General features: G+C 36.3%; 17 protein-coding genes and 1 other annotated feature. Of the genes, 6 read left to right on the top strand and 11 right to left on the bottom strand.

The window, feature by feature from the left end; translation table 11 throughout:
* Positions 1-6 precede the first annotated feature (6 nt).
* Positions 7-219 (top strand): hypothetical protein, encoded by a 213-nt coding sequence (locus J2S08_RS02355; protein WP_307226291.1) that lies wholly within the window; start codon positions 7-9, stop codon positions 217-219.
* Positions 220-396: 177 nt separating this feature from the next.
* Positions 397-1,143, top strand: coding sequence for a YjbA family protein (locus tag J2S08_RS02350; RefSeq protein ID WP_307226288.1), 747 nt, complete (start codon positions 397-399; stop codon positions 1,141-1,143).
* Positions 1,144-1,664: 521 nt separating this feature from the next.
* Here the strand turns inward: J2S08_RS02350 and trpS are convergent.
* Positions 1,665-2,666, bottom strand: a complete 1,002-nt coding sequence (trpS, locus tag J2S08_RS02345) for a tryptophan--tRNA ligase (protein WP_307226586.1) — start codon at positions 2,664-2,666, stop codon at positions 1,665-1,667.
* A 137-nt stretch (positions 2,667-2,803) separates the two neighbouring features.
* Positions 2,804-3,113, bottom strand: a binding site (T-box leader).
* A gap of 871 nt (positions 3,114-3,984) precedes the next feature.
* Between trpS and spxA the strand changes: the two genes are divergently transcribed.
* The 4 genes from spxA (at position 3,985) to pepF (ending at position 9,032) form a co-directional block, all read left to right on the top strand.
* Positions 3,985-4,380, top strand: a complete 396-nt coding sequence (spxA, locus tag J2S08_RS02340; RefSeq protein ID WP_307226287.1) for a transcriptional regulator SpxA — start codon at positions 3,985-3,987, stop codon at positions 4,378-4,380.
* Positions 4,381-4,774: 394 nt separating this feature from the next.
* A complete protein-coding gene (mecA, locus tag J2S08_RS02335) occupies positions 4,775-5,434 on the top strand; it encodes an adaptor protein MecA (protein ID WP_307226284.1) in 660 nt (219 codons plus the stop codon).
* A 156-nt stretch (positions 5,435-5,590) separates the two neighbouring features.
* Complete coding sequence (locus tag J2S08_RS02330) at positions 5,591-6,811, top strand: competence protein CoiA (RefSeq protein ID WP_307226282.1); 1,221 nt, start codon at positions 5,591-5,593, stop codon at positions 6,809-6,811.
* Between the two features lie 403 nt (positions 6,812-7,214).
* Positions 7,215-9,032, top strand: coding sequence for an oligoendopeptidase F (pepF, locus tag J2S08_RS02325; RefSeq protein WP_307226280.1), 1,818 nt, complete (start codon positions 7,215-7,217; stop codon positions 9,030-9,032).
* Between the two features lie 165 nt (positions 9,033-9,197).
* On the opposite strand, the gene J2S08_RS02320 is transcribed toward pepF, so the two are convergent.
* The 10 genes from J2S08_RS02320 to J2S08_RS02275 form a co-directional block, all read right to left on the bottom strand.
* Positions 9,198-9,374 carry a hypothetical protein gene (locus tag J2S08_RS02320; protein WP_370875617.1) on the bottom strand — a complete coding sequence of 59 codons (177 nt, stop codon included), beginning with the start codon at positions 9,372-9,374 and terminating at the stop codon, positions 9,198-9,200.
* Between the two features lie 338 nt (positions 9,375-9,712).
* Complete coding sequence (locus tag J2S08_RS02315; protein ID WP_307226276.1) at positions 9,713-11,626, bottom strand: ABC transporter permease; 1,914 nt, start codon at positions 11,624-11,626, stop codon at positions 9,713-9,715.
* Entirely contained in the window at positions 11,601-12,374 is a 774-nt protein-coding gene (locus tag J2S08_RS02310) for an ABC transporter ATP-binding protein (protein ID WP_307226275.1), read from the bottom strand. The genes J2S08_RS02315 and J2S08_RS02310 overlap by 26 nt, the downstream gene beginning before the upstream one ends.
* A 509-nt stretch (positions 12,375-12,883) precedes the next feature.
* Positions 12,884-13,990 (bottom strand): sensor histidine kinase, encoded by a 1,107-nt coding sequence (locus J2S08_RS02305; RefSeq protein WP_307226273.1) that lies wholly within the window; start codon positions 13,988-13,990, stop codon positions 12,884-12,886.
* A complete protein-coding gene (locus J2S08_RS02300; RefSeq protein ID WP_307226271.1) occupies positions 13,957-14,658 on the bottom strand; it encodes a response regulator transcription factor in 702 nt (233 codons plus the stop codon). The genes J2S08_RS02305 and J2S08_RS02300 overlap by 34 nt, the downstream gene beginning before the upstream one ends.
* A gap of 256 nt (positions 14,659-14,914) precedes the next feature.
* Positions 14,915-16,147, bottom strand: coding sequence for a DUF418 domain-containing protein (locus J2S08_RS02295; RefSeq protein ID WP_307226269.1), 1,233 nt, complete (start codon positions 16,145-16,147; stop codon positions 14,915-14,917).
* Positions 16,148-16,636: 489 nt separating this feature from the next.
* Positions 16,637-17,500, bottom strand: a complete 864-nt coding sequence (locus tag J2S08_RS02290; RefSeq protein ID WP_307226267.1) for a ClpXP adapter SpxH family protein — start codon at positions 17,498-17,500, stop codon at positions 16,637-16,639.
* Entirely contained in the window at positions 17,500-17,901 is a 402-nt protein-coding gene (locus J2S08_RS02285; protein ID WP_307226265.1) for a globin domain-containing protein, read from the bottom strand. Before J2S08_RS02285 ends, J2S08_RS02290 begins: the two co-directional genes overlap by 1 nt.
* 289 nt (positions 17,902-18,190) lie before the next feature.
* Positions 18,191-18,877 (bottom strand): lytic transglycosylase domain-containing protein, encoded by a 687-nt coding sequence (locus J2S08_RS02280; protein ID WP_307226263.1) that lies wholly within the window; start codon positions 18,875-18,877, stop codon positions 18,191-18,193.
* Between the two features lie 105 nt (positions 18,878-18,982).
* On the bottom strand, positions 18,983-19,573 hold the full coding sequence (locus J2S08_RS02275) for a CYTH domain-containing protein (RefSeq protein WP_307226261.1): 591 nt from the start codon (positions 19,571-19,573) through the stop codon (positions 18,983-18,985).
* Positions 19,574-19,938 lie beyond the last annotated feature (365 nt).

The raw sequence follows: 19,938 nt of genomic DNA, 5'->3' as shown, positions 1-19,938 counted from the left end.
TGAAAATTGATCTTAAGAGCTTTTCTCTTATTAACAGGTTTTGGCTTTTCGGTCGTTGGCGGTGTTCATATTATCAGTTATTTAAATTTAATGGCTGCGGGAAAAACTTTTCAAGAATACGTACAATTTATTCTTTATCGAATCGAGTGCCAGTTATTTTTAGTTGGTCTTGTATTCATGTTAATCGCCATTTTTTCCTCTAGTAAAAATCAGCGTTAAGAAAGATGTTCTCAAATCTTGGTTATGGCTAGTTGCATATTCCCTTTCATCGTTAGAATGGCAGCGATTGTCTTTGTAATTAACAATATTTGTCCAACATCTTAAAGAGACAGGAATAAATTTACTTATTTCCGCTTATACTGAGAGACAAATATGGAATAAAGTGAGGGGTAAGAGATGCTGTATCTTCATGATGTATGGGTAAATTGGTTTGAAGGAGAGGAGAATGGTTACAATGTTTGCCATTTTCATGAATGGCGACGGGATGATGTAATCGAGTTATTAGACCAAGTACCTTTACTGTATGTAGAAAATGTATTGTATCATTATATAGAAAACGACTTGTCTGCTTTGCCTCAAGCTTTATTGGACGATGTTTGCCAAAAGGCATTTTTACGAAAAAACCATGAAAGAATGAAGCTTGAAAACTGTTTTGTTGTTACAGATGGCAATGGGATTCTTGCTGTTGATACAATTGGCTACCAAATTCCGATGAGGAAAAGCCGCTTAATCCCAAGACAAGAACAGCTAGTATATGAAATGATCGAGGATCAGAAGCCAAAGACATATCAATTTGACGCTAAAAAGAATCAAAAGGACTATCATATTCTTTCGCCAGCACCTGCATTAATGAAAGGACTGACAAGAAGAGAAAGACAGCTGAAGCAGCTGTTGTTCATGGCATTGGATCACCTTTATTCGTCAGCCAGTATTGCAGAAATAAGATATTGGTACACAGAATGGGCGCCAGATAAATATGAGGAAATTCAAAAGAAAAACTTTGAAACAGCTTGGAATGAATTATTTGAAGAAACGAAAGAAGGATGGAGCCAGAAACATATTCAACTTTGCGAAAAGATGGTTAAAGGCCATACCTTTTTTGAAAAACGCTGGGAAGTAGAACAGAAACCAAAAGTAAATTAGAGGGTATTTTGCAAATAAAACCAAAGTAAAAAGTGACTGAATAAAATGATCAGCCACTTTTTTACGTTTTAAAAGAAATAGTCACATCGGAAGATCCTTCATTGTCAGGTGCGTTTTTCATACATATCTGGAGGTGGGAAAAGTGCTTATCACTCATCGCTAACATCTTACTTCTACTTCTAGGTATATATCCATGAAAAAAAGTGATTTCTTTTTTCGTGGATGTTTGTCTCTTAAGCCTGTGTTCAACTTCTTATCAGTGGGGGGGGAGGGCCACTAATGGAAGTTTGACTTTATACCATAACGAACTGCCGAGTCAAGACCTCCACTTCAAGAATTAGGAGGCCTAGGTGGGGATAACTGAAAGTCAAATGTCCAATTGGTTCGGGCCGACAGGATAAGGAAAGCTTCTTAAATCAGCATCGTACGAAGAAAAGCGGCTTCCTTTTCGAGGACGCCTGCGATCTTAGCCATTGTTCTACTTCCATCAGTGAGGAATGAGAGCCCCCACTGATGAAGTTTTACTTTATCTTCTTTGTTTTTCGTCCAAGGCCCATGGCATTCTCCATTTTTCTAAGCATTTTATTTGCTGCAATATTTGCTTTTTCAGCACCCTTATCTAATATGTTATCTAGTTCGCTTGATTCCATGAGCTTATTATATTTCTCTTGGATAGGTTCGATCGTTTTGATAACTATTTGTGCGATATCTGCTTTAAACTCCCCGTATCCTTTTCCTTCGTATTTCTTTTCGAGCTCTGCTATTGGTGTTTTATCTAAAATAGAATAAATGGATAACAGATTAGAAATACCTGGTTTATTCTCTTTGTCATATTTCACAATTCCTGAGGAATCCGTAACGGCACTTTTCATTTTCTTTTCAATTTGCTTTGGAGTATCAAGCATGGAGATATAGCCTTTGCTGTTTGGATCTGATTTGCTCATTTTTTTATTTGGATTTTGCAAAGACATGATGCGAGCGCCAATTTTAGGAATGCTTATTTCTGGAATGGTAAATATATCGTTATATTTATTATTAAAACGTTCTGCTAAATTTCTCGTTAATTCCAGATGTTGTTTTTGATCATCGCCAACAGGTACAAGATCTGTACCATACAATAAAATGTCAGCAGCCATCAATGGCGGATAAGTAAGTAAACCAGCAGTTACCGCATCTCTGCCCGTAGACTTATCTTTAAATTGTGTCATCCTTTCCAGCTCACCAATATAAGCAACACATTGAAGCATCCATGCTGCTTGAGCATGTGCAGGCACTTCTGATTGGATAAACAGTGTAATTCGTTCTGGATCTAATCCAATCGCCAGGTAAAAAGCGGCAAGGCTGCGAATATTTTTCCGCAGTTCAAGTCGATCCTGAGGAACTGTAATAGCATGTTGATCTACGATACAGAAGTAACAGTTGTATTCATGCTGCAAGTCTAAAAATTGTTTCATTGCACCAAGATAATTTCCAAGGGTAATTGTGCCGCTGGGTTGAATTCCAGAAAATATTGTTTTCATGATGAAGCCTCCTATGTTTCAACTTTTTTTGTATTTGTGCCTTATTTATTCGTTTTTTAATGGTGCCTTGAAGACAGATTAAAAAACCTTCACTAACGGTTAGAATTGCTGCTGTCAACACAAAAAACCATTCGTCCATTAATAGGGACGAATGGTATATCCGCGGTTCCACCCTAAGTACTCTAATTGAGTCGCTTAGTCCATTATGGCGCCTTCAGTTTGTGATGTCTCTTTCACATGTATCGGGAAGAAAAAATTCACTAGAGAAGTTGCATAAATGGCGCCGAGATAACGATCGGCATTCGCTGTTCGCTAATAAAATGATCATTCTCATGTTTTTCACAAACAGAGCTCGAAAGTCCATTCCATATGGGATACTATTTGCTCACACCACCCGCAAACTCTCTTGAAGTGTTCCCAGTATGTACTCTTCTTTGTCATCACATCTTCCATGTTGATTAGAGAAGCTAACCATTAATGATTATTTCTTTTTATTATATGAACTATCATAGAAGAAAGCAAGTGAGGAAGCAACTTTCCTTGTTGTCCAAAACAATGTAAATTCGTTTGTGATGAAAATTGATTATGATCTTGGTTTTTTCTAGGTATGTGATGCGGGAAAGGGAAAGGAATTTCTTTCTCGTATTAAAGTACGATTTGTTCGAGTCCGAAAGCAAAACACCTTACAAAGAAAAGTAATATTTCTTCTTTGTAAGGTGTTTTGCTTTTAAGGGATACACGAAAATCCTCATTGATAAAGTTTCAACTTTCTCTTTACCGCAAAGAAAAACTTGGGGCTGATTCTAAAGATTTCTAGTGAGTACATATAAATACAAAAATTTGGTTATGATAGTAAGGTCAACTCATCTTGAGCAGAAAAAACTGTAACTGACGTTAAAAAAATGATGGGCTTGAATTCTCTCATCAAAAAATGATGACATTTAGTCATCAAAAAATCATTGTTTTGTCATCTTCTTGACACAAAATGTACAAGAATGATAACAGGACAAGTGATTTTTGAAAAATATATTCAATATCATGATTGATTAGTGTATAATATTGTTTAGATGATTGTTAAGCTTTTTAGGTATTTTGATTGACGCAATAGGCAAGGGTTCATCACTGAAATGATCAATTGCTTTTGTTTAAATCGTACTTAAAAACCATTATTTTAAATTAAGTTATGCATAATCCGTATTTCGTTGTGCAGGTCTGTATATTAATTCGTCCGTGTTAAATGAGATGCGAATGGATACTTAAATTAAAATATATTTTCTACAACAGTATCATTCAAAAATTACATGGGAGTGTGAATGATTTTATGGTAACATTATACACTTCACCTAGTTGTACATCATGTCGGAAAGCTAGAACTTGGCTTGAAGAGCACAAGATTGGCTATACGGAACGAAATATATTTTCAGAACCGCTTACTTTGGCGGAGATTAAAGAAATTTTGAGAATGACTGAAGATGGAACAGATGAGATTATTTCTACTCGTTCTAAAATATTTCAAAAGTTAAATGTTGATTTAGATACACTGCCTTTACAGCAGCTATTTGAATTGATTCAGAAAAATCCAGGATTGTTGCGTCGGCCGATCATTTTGGATGAGAAGCGGCTGCAAGTTGGATATAATGAGGATGAAATCCGTAGATTTCTACCAAGAAGAGTTCGGACTTTCCAGCTTCGTGAAGCACAGAGGCTCGTTAATTAAAGAATTTAAGACGTCTTCACTCCCAGCTTGGGATGGGGGCGTTTTATCATAAATGGACCTTTTTCATTTAGGGGAATTATTAGAACATTCTGATTATTAATTTCTTGGATAGAATAATAAAACGAATGAAACAATAGAGCGAAGTATATAATAATGGATGTCTTCAAAATGATATGCATTAGTCTATTTTTATCATCCGACGTGCAGTCATAATAACCTTTTAAATGATGAAATAAAAAATGGGAATAGCTTTTGTTTCCCTTTCTGCGATTTTTATCATAAAATGAGTGATAAGACGATGCTGATAAAATCGTTTTGTAAGCACGATGGGATAAATTATTTTCCTAGGGGTAAAGTCCCTTCATCATCTTAAATCGGAAGGGAGAGTTGCAGGATGGAAATCGAACGAATAAATGAAAATACTGTCAAATTTTTCATCTCTTATTTGGATATCGAGGAAAGGGGCTTCAACCGAGAGGAAATTTGGTATAACCGAGAAAGAAGTGAAGAACTTTTTTGGGAAATGATGGATGAAGTTCATGATGAAGAAGAGTTTGTTCCAGAAGGTCCGCTCTGGATTCAAGTCCAAGCGTTAGACAAAGGTTTAGAGGTTTTAGTAACAAAAGCACAGCTTTCTAAAGATGGAAATAAATTTGAGCTTCCAATACCTGAGGATAAATTAAGAGAACTGCCTTTGGATGAGAATATTGAAGCATTTTTAGATGAAAACTTTTATTTAAAGCATCAAGATGATCAAGACGAAGATTTGCTGGATTTTGTCATTTGTTTTCAAGATTTCGAGAGCGTTTTAATGCTTGCGAAAAGACCAGGGCTTGAGCATTTGCAGACAAAACTCTACTCATTCCGTGATCAATATTATTTATATATAGAATTTCCAGAAGAGTTGTTTGCAGAAGAACAAATTGACAATGTGATAAGCATTTTGCTGGAATATGGAAAAGATTCCTCGATTACATCACACTATCTAGCAGAATATGGCAATGTTATTATTGAAACAGATGTTTTTCATACACTGAATCAATATTTTGACTAACTTTTATTAAAACCGATTACGTTTAATCGGTTTTTTCTTTATGAAAAAAATTAAAACAAGACTAAATGATAGATTTTGAAAAAGAGAAGGAATGATGAAAGAGATGTCGAAATACTAGTGTGTATAAATATAACCAAAAGAAAGGGTGATCCTCATTTGTTCATTGCGTTAGATAAAGATGGAAAAAAAGTTGCTGTACACTATTTAGGTCCAAACGAAATGATCAACTTTCGCAACAGGTCTCCATTTTATTGCCCCCAATGCCAAAGCAAACTTATTTTTAAAGCCGGTAAGAAAAAGATTCCTCATTTTGCCCATCAACGCCTAATAAATTGTCATGCTGAATCAGAGCCAGAAAGTGAAATGCACTTACAAGGAAAAAAAGATCTTTATGTTTGGCTGCAAACGATGACAAAGACCGTGTATCTTGAACATTATTTTACTTCCATCAAGCAGCGTGCTGATATTTTTGTGAAGAAAGATGGCCATTCTTACGCAATCGAATATCAATGCTCATCAATTCCATTGCGACAAATAATAAAAAGGACAGAAGGATATCGGCAGAAAGGAATTATCCCAGTTTGGGTGCTAGGTGGACTGCCATATCAAAAACAAATGAAAAAAACTACTTCTCTTTATCTGCTCAATGAATTTCAATGGTCCCTTGTAGGTATATATCGTTCACGTTCCTACTATCTGTTAAGTTATAAACCACGAACAAAACGCTTCTATTGCCTGTCTTACCTTCTTCCAGTAACTGCTCGTAAAACATTCGGCCAACTGCATTCAATACCTCTCAGTAAAGCAACATTTCCTTTAACCGTTTCAAAAGAAACCAAAAAAAGTCGATATTCGTTAACCGATTGGATAAATGAAAAGAGACAGTGGTTGAATCAAAAAGTATATTTCACAAAAAATCGTTCAGATCCTTTTTTGAAAGCTATTTATGAAAGTAAGCTAACCACCTATTTACTGCCTCCTATTATTGGCGTACCGATAAACCAAAATAATTGTAAAACAAATGTGATCGAATGGCAGTTTTATGTTTGGCATGATTTTCTTAGCAAGTTAAAAAAAGGGGACACGTTTACTGATCATGATTTATTTCAAAAAATGGCTATACGAGTAGAGAAGAGACATATTCAATTTCGCACACTGCTGTTAAATCATGAAACTAATCAAAGTTGCGATCAACTTTTTTTAGCTTATTTGAATGTTCTTGTGAAAACCGGATATATTTTAAAATATGGCTGTTCCAACTATCAACTTGTAAAGAAGCTTTCTTTTTCACAAAATGTTGAAGCTGCTTATCAAGAAGAGCGTAACTTTTACAAACAGTATGCAAGATATCTTTTTATTTATCCCACATCTAACTGACGAGTCAAGACCCCCACTTCGGGGAGTAAGAGGAATCAGAAGCGCTAGGTGGGGGAAACTGAAAGTCAAATGTCCGATTGGTTCGGGCCGACAGGATAAGGAAAGGCTTCTTGAATCAGCATCGTACGAAGAAAAAGTGTTCTCCTTTTTCGAGGACGCCTGAGATCTTAGCCTTTGTTCTATCAGTGGGGGATGAGAGAAAACTCCCACTGATGGAAGTTTTACTTTATTATTAAAAAAAGTTGTAGTGATGCAATATTCGGTATAAGAAATGACGCAGTTTATGATATGATGATAAGACACTCTGGATGTCATCAAGGATGAAAATCTTGTGTTCATGCAGGAACTTTTGTTTTAAAGAAAGAAAGTACAGAATGAGAAAAATGAAAAGTGAGGGATTTTAATGAGCAAACAGCCAACAGTAAAGGTACTTCCTAATCGAAGTGAAGTTTCAGAAGCACTTACGTGGCGTTTAGAAGATATTTTTGCAACAGATCAATTATGGGAAGAAGAATATAAAGCGGTAATGGAACTTTTAAAGAAAGCTGATGGTTTTAAAGGAACGGTAGGGAAAGATGCGGAATCTTTATATCAAACGTTGGTATACGATGATGAGGTTTCAGAACGTGTTGGTAAACTATATACATATGCACACATGCGTTATGATCAAGATACGACAAATGCTTTTTACCAAGGTTTAGATGATCGTATAAAAGGATTATATGCGCAAGCATCTAGTGCCCTTTCCTTTATTGTACCTGAAATATTAGCGCTTGAAGATCATGTTTTACAGCGTTATATAGAAGAAAAGCAAGAGCTTCGTCTTTATAAGCATGCTTTGGAAAAAATTACTCTACAGCGTCCTCACGTACTTTCAGCAAAGGAGGAATCGCTTTTAGCTCAAAGTTCTGATGTTTTGTCGGCTTCTAGTAATACATTTGGAATATTAAATAATGCTGATTTGGAATTTCCGTATATGAAAGATGAGAATGGCGAGGATGTTCAAATTACCCATGGACGCTATGTCGATTTTCTTGAGAGTAAAGATCGTCGAGTTCGTAAAGAGGCCTTTCAAAAAGTATACGAAACTTATGGGAAATTTCGCAATACATTTGCTAGTACATTAAGCGGACAAATTAAAACAGATAACTTTTATGCACAAGTCCACCATTACCATTCGGCACGACATGCTGCACTTTCGGCAAACAACATCCCCGAAAGTGTATATGATCACTTAATCTCAACGATTCAAGAGCACTTGCCATTACTGCATCGTTATGTCAAACTACGCAAAAAAGCACTTGAGGTCGATACACTGCATATGTATGATCTCTATACACCGCTTGTACAGGAAGCAAAGATGAACTTTACATACGAAGAAGCAAAGGAATTGGTATTAAAAGGATTAAAACCGCTTGGAGCAGAGTATGCAAGTGTATTGAAAGAAGGATTTGAGAACCGTTGGGTGGATGTTGTTGAAAACAAAGGCAAGCGAAATGGTGCTTACTCCTCAGGCTCTTATGGAACAAATCCTTATATTCTAATGAATTGGCAGAACAATATTCATAATTTATTTACACTTGCTCATGAATTTGGCCACAGTGTCCATAGCTATTACACACGTAAAACACAGCCATATATTTATGGCAGCTATTCTATTTTTGTTGCAGAAGTTGCTTCCACATGTAATGAAGCACTGTTAAATGACTATTTACTGAAAACAATTGATGATGAAGTGCAGCGGACCTTTTTATTAAATCATTATTTGGAAGGATTTCGCGGTACTGTTTTCCGTCAAACGATGTTTGCTGAGTTTGAACATCTTATTCATCAGAAGGCACAGAATGGGGAAGCATTGACTGCTGACATGTTGACAAAAGAGTATGCAGCATTAAATCGAAAATATTATGGTGATGAAATAGTAATCGATGAAGAAATCGGAATGGAATGGGCTAGAATTCCACACTTCTATTACAATTATTATGTGTATCAATATGCGACAGGGTTTAGCGCTGCAACAGCTCTAAGCAAGAAAATCATTGAAGAAGGAGAGCCAGCTGTCGAAAAATATATACAATTTTTAAAAGCAGGAAAATCTGATTATCCAATAGAAGTATTAAAAAAGGCTGGAGTTGATATGACAAGCCCTGAACCGATTGCTGCAGCATGCAAAGTGTTTGAAGAAAGATTGGATGAATTGGAAAGACTGTTATCAAAATAGATCATTACAGTGTTGATGATAATCGAGGCATATATTAAATACTGAAACGCTGCAAGAGCCTGATGAGATTGCATCCTCAGGCTCTTGCCATGAAAAACGAAATGAAAATGTAAAAGATATATAAGAAAGCAGTTGTCTCTTAAATCATACTTATTGATGCGTTATTTAATGAAAGCCGCGAAATCGCTTTCGATTATTCAAATGAGCAAGTAATAAAAAAAGCGAGAAGAATAATAATGGAGAAGTAATATAGAGAGGAAGAAGCTTCAATAAGCCGAGAATATTCAATCCGAATGAAAAGCAGACGAAAATAATAAAAAATGACAAAATAACATACCGCAATGACATTGCCTCCTTGTTTTTGTACTTTATAAATAGTACAAAGATAATGAACGAGAAAGCCTGTACAAATTGAAATCTCTATATTATCATTATATGATGTTCAGTTAGAAGCATGACAAGATCTTTGACAATATTGTGAAATAGTTAACATATACTTGCTCATGAAATATGAACATGGTATATTATTGATGTGAAGTTAATCACAAGCAAACATGATACCCCTTTGTTTGATCGTGAAAATTTCTCCCATCCCCTTTGTTTTATAGAAATGTAGATAAACATTTCTAAAAAAAAGCATGTCGACCGTCGACATGTTTTTTTTATGTTTCTTTCTAACTCTATTGTGAGATCATTTTTTTAAGATAAATCTTTCTAGCAATCATAAAGTAGATAGCCTGAAAGAGAATATAGATGCCAATTGCAGTTAATCCTTCATACCAAATGGTATGTGCACCTAGGTTGATTCTAGCCGAATTATATGCAAATAACGTGTGAATAGAGCCAACGGCGACAGGCAGAAAAAAGAGAATCGCCATTTGAATAGTAATCGCATACTTCATTTCCCCTACAGTCATTCCTAGTTTCGATAAGATCATATATATTTTTCGATCATCCTGAATTTCTGTAAACATCTTGAAATAGATCAAGCTTCCAGAGGCGAGAAAAAACAGGCAAGCGATGAAAACGCCGATAAACATTAGGAGTGTATTGCCTTTGCTGACATCAAGATAAGTACTGATGCCATCTAACAAAAGATCTGAGTTTTTTCCAGCGTTTTTTCTTAAATCTTTCATGAATTCCTTGCCGTTTCGAATATCGTCAAAATAATAATCATGCATGACAATGTGTTGTTCTATTGGCATGAGTGCTTCCCATTCTTGAAATTGTTGATCACTAACAACAAATAAAAAAGGTGCACCCCAATTTCCAAGAACCATCGTCACGTTAAAAATGGCCTTCTCTACCTCTATTGTGATCATGTCATTTTCAAGCGGGATGTCGATGCTTTTTTCTTTATAGATTGGTGCGTTAAAATATCCATTGTCGAAGGGGGAGATAAATATTCCTTTTCCTTGTGAAACTTTTAATGGCTCTACTTCTTTAAAGAATTTTATTCTCTCATTGTATCCACTCTCAGAAATGATCCACATTGCAGCCTCTCTATTATTTATTTTAACCGTAGATGGTAAAAAAGTAGCGCTATGGTAATCCTTCATTACCATTTCATACTTCTCTGCGATTGCAGCTATCTCGTCTTTCTCGTATATAGATGGATTATTTAATCCTTTTTGAATGATTTCCATATCTTGTGGTCCCCGCATATTAGTGTTGGAAAAGTGATGAAACCATAATAGCATTCCCATACTGGAGGTGACGACAGCACTTAAGATAGCGATAACACTGAGCATTCTTGCATGGTCTTTTAGTTTGAACATGAGCAAACTGATTGTTGTCATATTTGTATGCTTTAAGTAGATTCTTGGCATTCGTCGGAGCTGGTGAAGCACTGCAGTAGTCATCTGCATGAATAATAAATAAGTGCCTATGATTACTAGAATTAAAATTGGAATCATCGAGAAAAACAACACGAGCAAATGAGGAACGGCAGATAAGGCATAACCGATACCTAGTAATATGATCCCTAAAATAACGAGAAACAGTGAGAAAGAAGGCAGCGATTTCGGTTTCTTTGCTTCTTGCAAGAGATCAATAATTTCACTTTTTCTTATCTCTTTTAAACCGAACAATGTAATGATTTCAAATAAAAACAAAAAAATACCGCTGGTGATCCACAATGCAGTACTTGGGACTGTAAAAGCGAGTGGGATGACAGGCTGCAAAATAGCATTAATACTCATAAAAAATAACTTCGAAAACAGGATTCCAAATAAGATCCCGATGATAATTGCTAGTATAGAGATAAATGTAAATTCAAAAAAGACGAGTTTGCCGATTTGTCTATTATGAAGCCCGATCATTTTCAAGAGCCCAAATTCTTTTTTTCGTGATTTCATAAAAGCAGCGTTAGAATATAGAACAAAGAAAATCGTAAAAAACAAAATAACGAGCTCACAACCGATCAACAAAATCGTAATAATTGGATGAATATTTTGGTTTCGTACTTCTGGATGGAAAAGGAAAGCAGCAAATAAATAAAATATAAAGACAGTAAACGCACTGCTTAATAAATATGAGCTATACCGTTGAAAATTTCCTTTAATGTTTTTAATGACGAGCTGGCGAAATGTCATCGATAGAACCCCCTAACACGGATAGCACATGAAGGATTTTCTGAAAAAATGCTTGCCTTTGCTCCCCTTTATAAATTTCTGTAAACGTTTGACCGTCACGGATAAAAACAATCCGTTTACAATAGCTTGCTGCAACAGGATCATGGGTCACCATTAGGATGGTGCGTTCTTGCTGTTCATTTAACGCAGCAAGAGCCTCCATTAAAGATTTTGCTGAGGCGGAATCAAGATTGCCTGTAGGCTCGTCGGCTAAAATTAAATCTGGGTCATGTATCATTGCCCGTGCTGCTGCTGTTCGCTGCTGCTGTCCACCAGAGAGTTCATACGTTCGTTTTTCTAAAATATCTTGAATGCCGAGCATAACCGCCATTTCCTGAAGACGTTTCTCCATGTCTTGGAGGCTGCTTTTTTCAAGGACAAGGGGCAGCAAGATGTTTTCTCTAACATTTAACGTATCAAGCAAATGAAAGTCTTGAAAAATGAAACCTAACCGTTTTCTTCTAAACAATGCAAGCTCTTTATCATTTAATTGTTTTGTCAGGATGCCATCTAACTCCACTGTACCAGAAGAAGGCTGATCAATCGTTGCTAGTATATTCAATAACGTTGATTTGCCGCTTCCTGAAGGTCCCATGATGCCGACAAATTCCCCTTTAGCTACTTGCAAATTGAATGGATGCAATGCTGTATGCATATAGCTGCCTTTTTTTGAGCTGTACGTTTTCGTAATATTGGTTGCCTTTAACATGTATGCAAACTCCCTTCTTCTATAGCTCTACTTTATATAAAAAGCCGTTTGCTTGCTATTTATTTTGGTGACAATAAAAGCGAGAAAGGTGACAATGTTGTCATTCATTTTATTACATTTAAAAGTAAAAAGGCTCCAGCTAATCTCTCAGGCAGCATTGCTTCTCCGAGGTTTATAACCATTAACAGTTATTTCCTCTTATTTCACATCGAACTGACAGTAAGCTCCCCACCTTAAGAGTAAGAGAAATCGAAGATGTTTAGGTGGGGAAACTGAAAGTCAAATGTCCGATTGGTTGGGGATGACAGGATAAGGAAAACTTCTTGAAGGAAAGCTTCGGGAGCGATACATCGCACAAAGAAAAAGCGGTTTTTTTTTCAAGGACGCCTGCGACCTTAGCCTCTGTTCTACTTCCCATCAGTGGGGGATGAGAGAAAACCCCACTGATGGAAGTTTCACTTTACTGTGATATAATGAACAACCATATTTAAAACATCGTATAGCTGCGCCTATTTGAAGCTTTCTTTATTCTGCAAAACATCATAATAATCTGTACGGGGAGGAAAATGAATCGCAACGGTTGTTCCGCAGTTTTCCTTCGAATCAATGGTGATGTTATGTTTTAGTTTGTCACAAATGTGTTTTGCCAGATATAAGCCCATACCGGTTGACTCTCTGAGCTTACGGCCATTTTCACCAGTAAAAAAGGCATCAAATACGCGGGGGACATCCTCTTTTTTTATGCCAATACCTTCATCCTTTATCTCTATCTTTGTCCCTTTTTCAGATGATGTGACAGTGATGGTAATATACTTGCTTTCAGTTGATGCAGCTTGTGAGTACTTCAATGCATTATTTAATAGTTGTTCAAGCACAAATGTGAGCCATTTCTTGTCGGATTCAACCCAAATTTCATCTTGCCCAGTTTCAAGCTTTGGAAAAAGATGATAACGGATGAATGTTTTGCGTTTTTCATGAAGCAGAGAGCGGATGAGAGCAATGAGTGGAACTTGTTGAATTGAGAAATCAAGTTCAAATTTTTGCAGCCGAATGGTAGAAAGCATCATCTGCATTCCATCCGTTAGTTTCACGATTTCTTCTTCCATATGCTCAAGCAGTTCTTCTTTGCTCCAGTTGTTTTCTTCTTGAATAAGCAGTTGCATGACAGATAAGGGTGTTTTCATTTGATGCGTCCAGCGATTCGTAAAATAGTATGCTTGTTTTTGTTGTGCTTCATATTGATGCAGCTTTTGCAAATAGTCATTGTAGCTTACAAGACAGAGCTTGTAGAATTGTTTTTGTTCATATGTAATGGCATGATCTATTTTAATAAGGGCATGCAAATCTTTATCGTTCAATGCATGGTGAAATTGATCGAAGAAAGGCTTCTGTCTTACATAAGAAATAAAACAATATAAGAGCAGAAGCACGAAAGAAATGATTGCAATATAAATAAAGTAGTTCGTTTCAATATCAATGCTTTTTTCGAGCAAACTAAGTTTAACAATGACTAAAGCGATGATGAGATTAAGGACATAAAAGCTTACATAACCAAGTCTGTCCCGAAGAAAATGAAAAAAAGTCAATGTTTCCGCCCCCAGCTTTTTTTTAAGCAATATCCTTGTCCTCTTACTGTTTGGATCGCATCATAGATGCCAAGCTCTTTTAATTTGTTTCTTACTCTCCGGACATTAACATTTAATGTATTATCATCAACAAGGTCGATTTCATCCCAGAGCGCTTCCAACAACTTCTCTCTTGAAACAATTTGTTCCGTTTTTTTTGCTAGTGTATCGATAAGCCGAAATTCTTTCGGACTGCATTCAATTTTTTGATGATTAAATTCGATTATATTTTTATTGCGATGTAAAAAAAGCCCTTCGATTTCAAGAACATCATGATCAGTAGCTGTAGCATAGTCGCCATAGGTTCTTCTAATCACGCTTTTAATCTTTGCCAGCATTACCTCAAGATGAAAAGGTTTAGTAATATAATCATCGCCGCCGTTTTCAATTGCAAGTACTTGATCCATTTCGCCAGCGCGTGCTGATAGAAAGATTATCGGCACATTGGAAAAGCCGCGAATTTGCCGGCACCAATAAAAACCATCAAAGGAAGGCAAATTAATATCGAGAATGATTAAATCTGGCCGATAATCAAGAAAATGCTCTTTGATTCGTTCAAAGTCATTGGCAAATTGAGCATCATACCCGTATTTTTGTAAATAGTTACAAATGATAGATGCCATTTTTTGATCATCTTCCACAACTAAAATTTTGTACATCTCTGTTTGCTCCTTTTTCATGTTTCGTTCTTCGTATGCAAATGACATAAGAATAATGCTTGAACATGCATTGATAAGGAGGCTTGCCTCTCAACGCAAAGGTACTAACCACGAGAAAGAATATATTTAAACGTCATTTTTCCCAAACGATTTAAGAACACTTTTATTCTTATTTTACTGTTTATCGTGAAAAGTGCAAAAGGACTGCCCCAAAAGTCTAATGACATTTGGAGCAGTCTTAGGAGAGGAACGTTTTTTACGATGATTTTAGACGAAAGGAAGGGCGTTTACCATAAGTCAACGTTCGCCATACCCATTCAAATGGGCCGTAACGGTATTGTTTCAGCCAAATATTGCTAACAAACATTTGGAAGATAAAGATACCAAGTGCGATCAAAACAGCCACGAATGGCTGCACCTTGCCATACAAACCAAGTCCATAATTATAAAATATGAGCGTTCCAATCACTGATTGCATCAGATAATTGGTAAAAGCTGTTCTACCTACAGCGGAAAAGGGCATGAGCAGTCGTTTTCCCCATTGAAAATGAAATAAAAATACCACGGAAGTCACATAAAATAACATGAGCAGTGGTGCTCCTAGGAGCAGGAAATCTTCATTCCATAAGACATACGCGATATTTGCCGGCAAACCAATGAGCAATCCTAACCACCATAATGTTTTTAACAATCTAAGATGTTTAGATGGGTCGTGAAAAATCTTTGACTTAGCAAATGCAGCACCTAATAATAACAAACTAAACATTGGGATCGATGCATAGAAAAACAGCAGTGGATTCGTTGAAAGCATTCCATTAATGGCCATATAGTAAATACGATCATGAACACGCTGTTTTACGATTTCTGTAAAAGTGCCGTTCCCATAAGCTTGAAGTGCTTGTTTCGCCTTATCATTGAACATTTGTGCCATTTCTTCTTGATATTGCATCATCGCCTGTTCTTGTTCTGGATCTATTGTCTGAAAACTAGTTTGTATAGATGGCAGTGAGAACAATAAATAGAAAACGATCGAGAAGATAACCAAAGTTCTCGGTTTGCATTTTCGGAATAGCAATAAGATAAATCCGAGCAGTGCATATTGTGTGAGAATATCACCATCCCAAATGAAAAAACCATGGATGATGCCGATAACGAGCAGCACGAATAATCTGCGAAGATACGTAGGAACAAAGCGTCGTTTTTTCGCTTGTGCATTTTCCATCATGATGATCATCCCAAACCCAAATAGAAAAGAAAACATCATTACAAATTTCATTCGGACAAATATATTGAGAATATCTCCTATTATAAAGTCTAGTTTGTGCCAATCTTTCATTAAAAAGTGGTCTTTTCCTGTCATATGCAAATAAAGATCAGGATAACTAAAATGTGCGATGTTAACGAGGAGTATGCCTAAAATAGCGATGCCCCGGATAATATCGATGATCTCAATTCGTTCATGCGGCTGTATAGGTTGTAATGGCTGCATAGTAAAAACACCTTCTTTTCTTTTTTCATAAGTGATCCCCGCTGCATTAATCAGTGAGCGATATTTATATTTATCATAGTGAAAAGAAGGAGGAGAAGAAATCGAATAAAATGACAAACAGACAAGTTTAGCTTACAATATTGACATAAAGTCATACATTTTTTTCCAATGATTAAAAATTGTTAAATGACAATGAAGTCGTTTAAAACATAATAAATAACTTACATTTTATACAAGAAAGATACTGAAAAATATCAAAAAGAGGTTAGCTTTATGATGAAATTAAATGGGATTTGGAGAATAAAAAAAACAACTAACTATGATTAGTTGGAGGAGTGCCACATGACTATTAGCAATACTGGAGAGCCTGTAATTTCGTTATGGTTAGTCAAAATTTTATTGAAAAAATGCCAATTGGAAAAAATAATGCTGCTTTAACATAGTGGGGGAAAGCCCCCCCACTTATTTCTAAATATTTTAAAAATTTGTTTAGTCTTCTCCAATGTATCTCCAAAACGTACCATACTTCGCAGGGATTTTTTCCACTTTTTGTTGAAGTATCCATTTTTTCATTTCTTTTTCAACTTGGGAAATAGGCATTTCATAAACAACTGAAATTTCTTTAGATGCTACGAGCTTATAATGTTGTAAAAATTGTTCCAGTGGTGGGATAGATGATGGTTTAGGCTTTTTGTCCAGCATTTCAGAAATAATCTGGACATAGATGTCATATGTATACATTCCCGTAATCTTTAAGCCCTCATCCTCAATATTTTCATTGAAAAAGACAAGAGTCGGCATCTCTGTTACATCCATTTCTGCTGCAATTTTTAAGTCGCATTGAAACGCTTTGGACGCACTTTTTGAATGTAAGTCTTTTACAAATTCCTCTACATCTAATCCAACGATTGCGGCTGCATTTTTAAGTACATGCAAGTCCGAAATGTTTTCTTTTTCAAGAAATAGCAGTTCTTGTAGTTTCCGCAGAAATTTAATGCCTGCCCTTTTCCCTTGAAGCTCGGCAGCTTTTATCGATATGGAGGTGAGAATAGGAGAAGAAATCGGCTTTTTTAGCCAAAAACTTCCATCGCATGACATTCCAGATCGAATTGCAGTCATTTCCCATATTTTTGCAATCTTGCTTTGTTTTTTTGCTCCAAGATTGAGTGTAGCTAATTGTCCACTTAAAACATGCTTTAGTCTAAAATAGGCTCCGTACTCAATGTGCAGCTTTTTCATAATAGGTTCTAACGCCCAGCACTCTGCACAAAGCGGATCGATAAACATGTAAATTTCCAACGGTTTATGATCAATATGATACCAATCAGATTGGCAAAACATGTTATTATTCATCAATCGTTTTCACCTGTATCTAGATCTTCTGTATTCACCATGTGTCTAGCTGTCATTGTAAGGCGAGCGAAAAATTGATCACGTACTGGCCCCTGCAATTGAACAGCGTCCATTGCTTCACTCATGCAAGAAAGCCAAGCTTTTGCTCGTGCAGGTGTAATTTTATGAGCTAAATGACGAGCACGCATCATCGGATGTCCATGTTCTTCAGTGTATAACGGAGGACCGCCTAAAAATTGCGTTAAAAATTGCTTTTGTTTTCTTGCAGTTTCCGTTAAATCTTCCGGGAAAATCGGGATAAGATCAGGATGTTTTCCAACCCGGAGATAAAAGGCATTTACAAGACTAGAGAGCTGTTCCTCTCCAATTAGGTCATACGGCGTCATGCGCTTCTCAACCATATGAATGTCTCCTTTTTATCTGAGATTGTATTTTTATTGTAGCAATCAAGATTTCATAACTCAAATAAATAGCTTTTGGGGTTGTTTGAAAGGTTCTAAATTCTAAGATATGCATGATGAACTGAACGAAAATATTGCTTATCCCATGTAAAGCATACCTTTCATATTGTACAATGTTTTTCGAGAAAGTGAAGGGACGGGGAAAATTGGAAAAAATGATAGATTTAGGGACACAAAAAATGAGCAGGGCAACCTGCTCATTTTTTGTGTATGTATCATGTAAGAATGCTTATGCCAAAAATGTATTGGTCACTTTTTGAACGTATTGTTGTGTTTCTTTGAAAGGTGGAATTCCTTGATATTTATCAACATTTCCCGGTCCTGCATTATAAGCAGCAAGCGCTAATTCTATACTTCCATTGTAGCGGTCTAGCATGCTTCGCAAATATTTGCTTCCTCCGTTGATGTTTTCTTCAGGATCAAAGATGTTATTCACTCCTAAACCCTTCGCGGTGCTAGGCATCAACTGCATAAGGCCAGATGCACCTGCACTGCTGACTGTTTGCGGGTTGAAGTTAGATTCATGCTTAATGACGGCTTTAATCAAGGCAGGAGGCAATTGATAGGTTTCTGCCGCTTTTTCAATGATAGCCTCAAGATCTTGTGGAGTGTTGACATGCTGTTTTCCAGTTGCACCAACATATGATGTACTAATAGGTTGATACTGTTTGTTTAATAAAGGGACGGTATCGTGATTATTGAACATGCCTTGAGCTGATAATAAAGATGCAGGCGAAAAAGTGGTTTCTTTATTTCCCATCTGTTCATTTAATAATACTTCTTGAAGCGCTGAATTCAACATTTCTTGAAATAAATAATTGCTATTACTCTCGTTTTGATAGGTAGAAAAAGGTCTTGAGAAATTCTGTAAGGCTTGCAATTCAAACATAACCTTTAGCTGATTGGATGTATTCATTACTAATCTCCTTTCGAGGCTCTCTATACGATTGGAGTACAAGAGTAGGAAAATGGAAGTTTCCCTTTTTGTACGAGTTCAATCTTTTAGGAGAAAGCTCTTATTTTAATGATCCGCCTGCTTCGCCCTCCAAAATCTTAGCGGTTTGCTTACAGCTGGACAAAGCGGGATTTCTAGCTGTTTGAGTAAGTCGAGAAAGACTTCTTTTCCTCGTTGTGCATCGTTTACTTCATATTCTATCTCAAAATCTTCCTTTTTTAAATAGAAACTGTGGTCAAACATCAAAGTTCCATCTTTATATGGCATTTCTGCTCTTTTTGTTGTTAAAGATCCGAGAAATTCTACGCAATCAATTGCTGGTGTTCTTGCTGTCAAAAGCTCTTGCACTTCTCCTGAAGGCAGGTAACCGTTTTTTATCATTGCAGCAGCTTCTCGTTCGGAGATCATTTGATTTGTTTCCAGTACTCCAGCTTCTACAGGTTGTTTAAATGTCAATTCAAATTGATTTGCTTTTTTTCGAATTCTTAAAGCGCATCCGCTATTTTTTAAAGCAAATGTGTTTGTATCAAAATAATGATTTTTTTGTAGGTGAAAGTCCTCTTCAGAAATTGAAAAAAATGCTGTCATAGCGTGAAAATCCTCTTTTGAAACGATATTTTTAAATTCTATTTCTAATGCTTCGCTCAATTGCAACAAACCTTTCCTTGTCTCCTTTTACTTATTATCTATTGAAATCGCAGGTGATGCAAGATGAAGAACTGTGAATGTTCGCCTTTTACATTCTGAACAGCTTGATTGAAGGGATGCTTTCTATCCTATTTGATGAAAAGGAATGCTATTAATGTTTATCCCACATCTAACTGGCAGTAAGACCCCCACCTCAAGAGTAAGAGGAACGAGGAAGTCTAGGTGGGGGTTAACTGAAAGTCAAATGTCCGATTGGTTCGGGCCAACAGGATGTTGGTCACTCAAGCGTTGCGGCAGGACGTCGCGCTTTAGCTTGAGATCCTTTGTATGTAGGATGGGAGAAAACCCCCACTCATGGAAGTTTCACTTTATTT

Origin of the sequence: Bacillus chungangensis (assembly GCF_030812995.1) — a bacterium.
Lineage (GTDB): Bacteria > Bacillota > Bacilli > Bacillales > Bacillaceae_C > Bacillus_CF > Bacillus_CF chungangensis.
The sequence above is the reverse complement of the archived record's forward strand: the minus strand, read 5'-3'. Positions and strand labels throughout refer to the sequence as shown.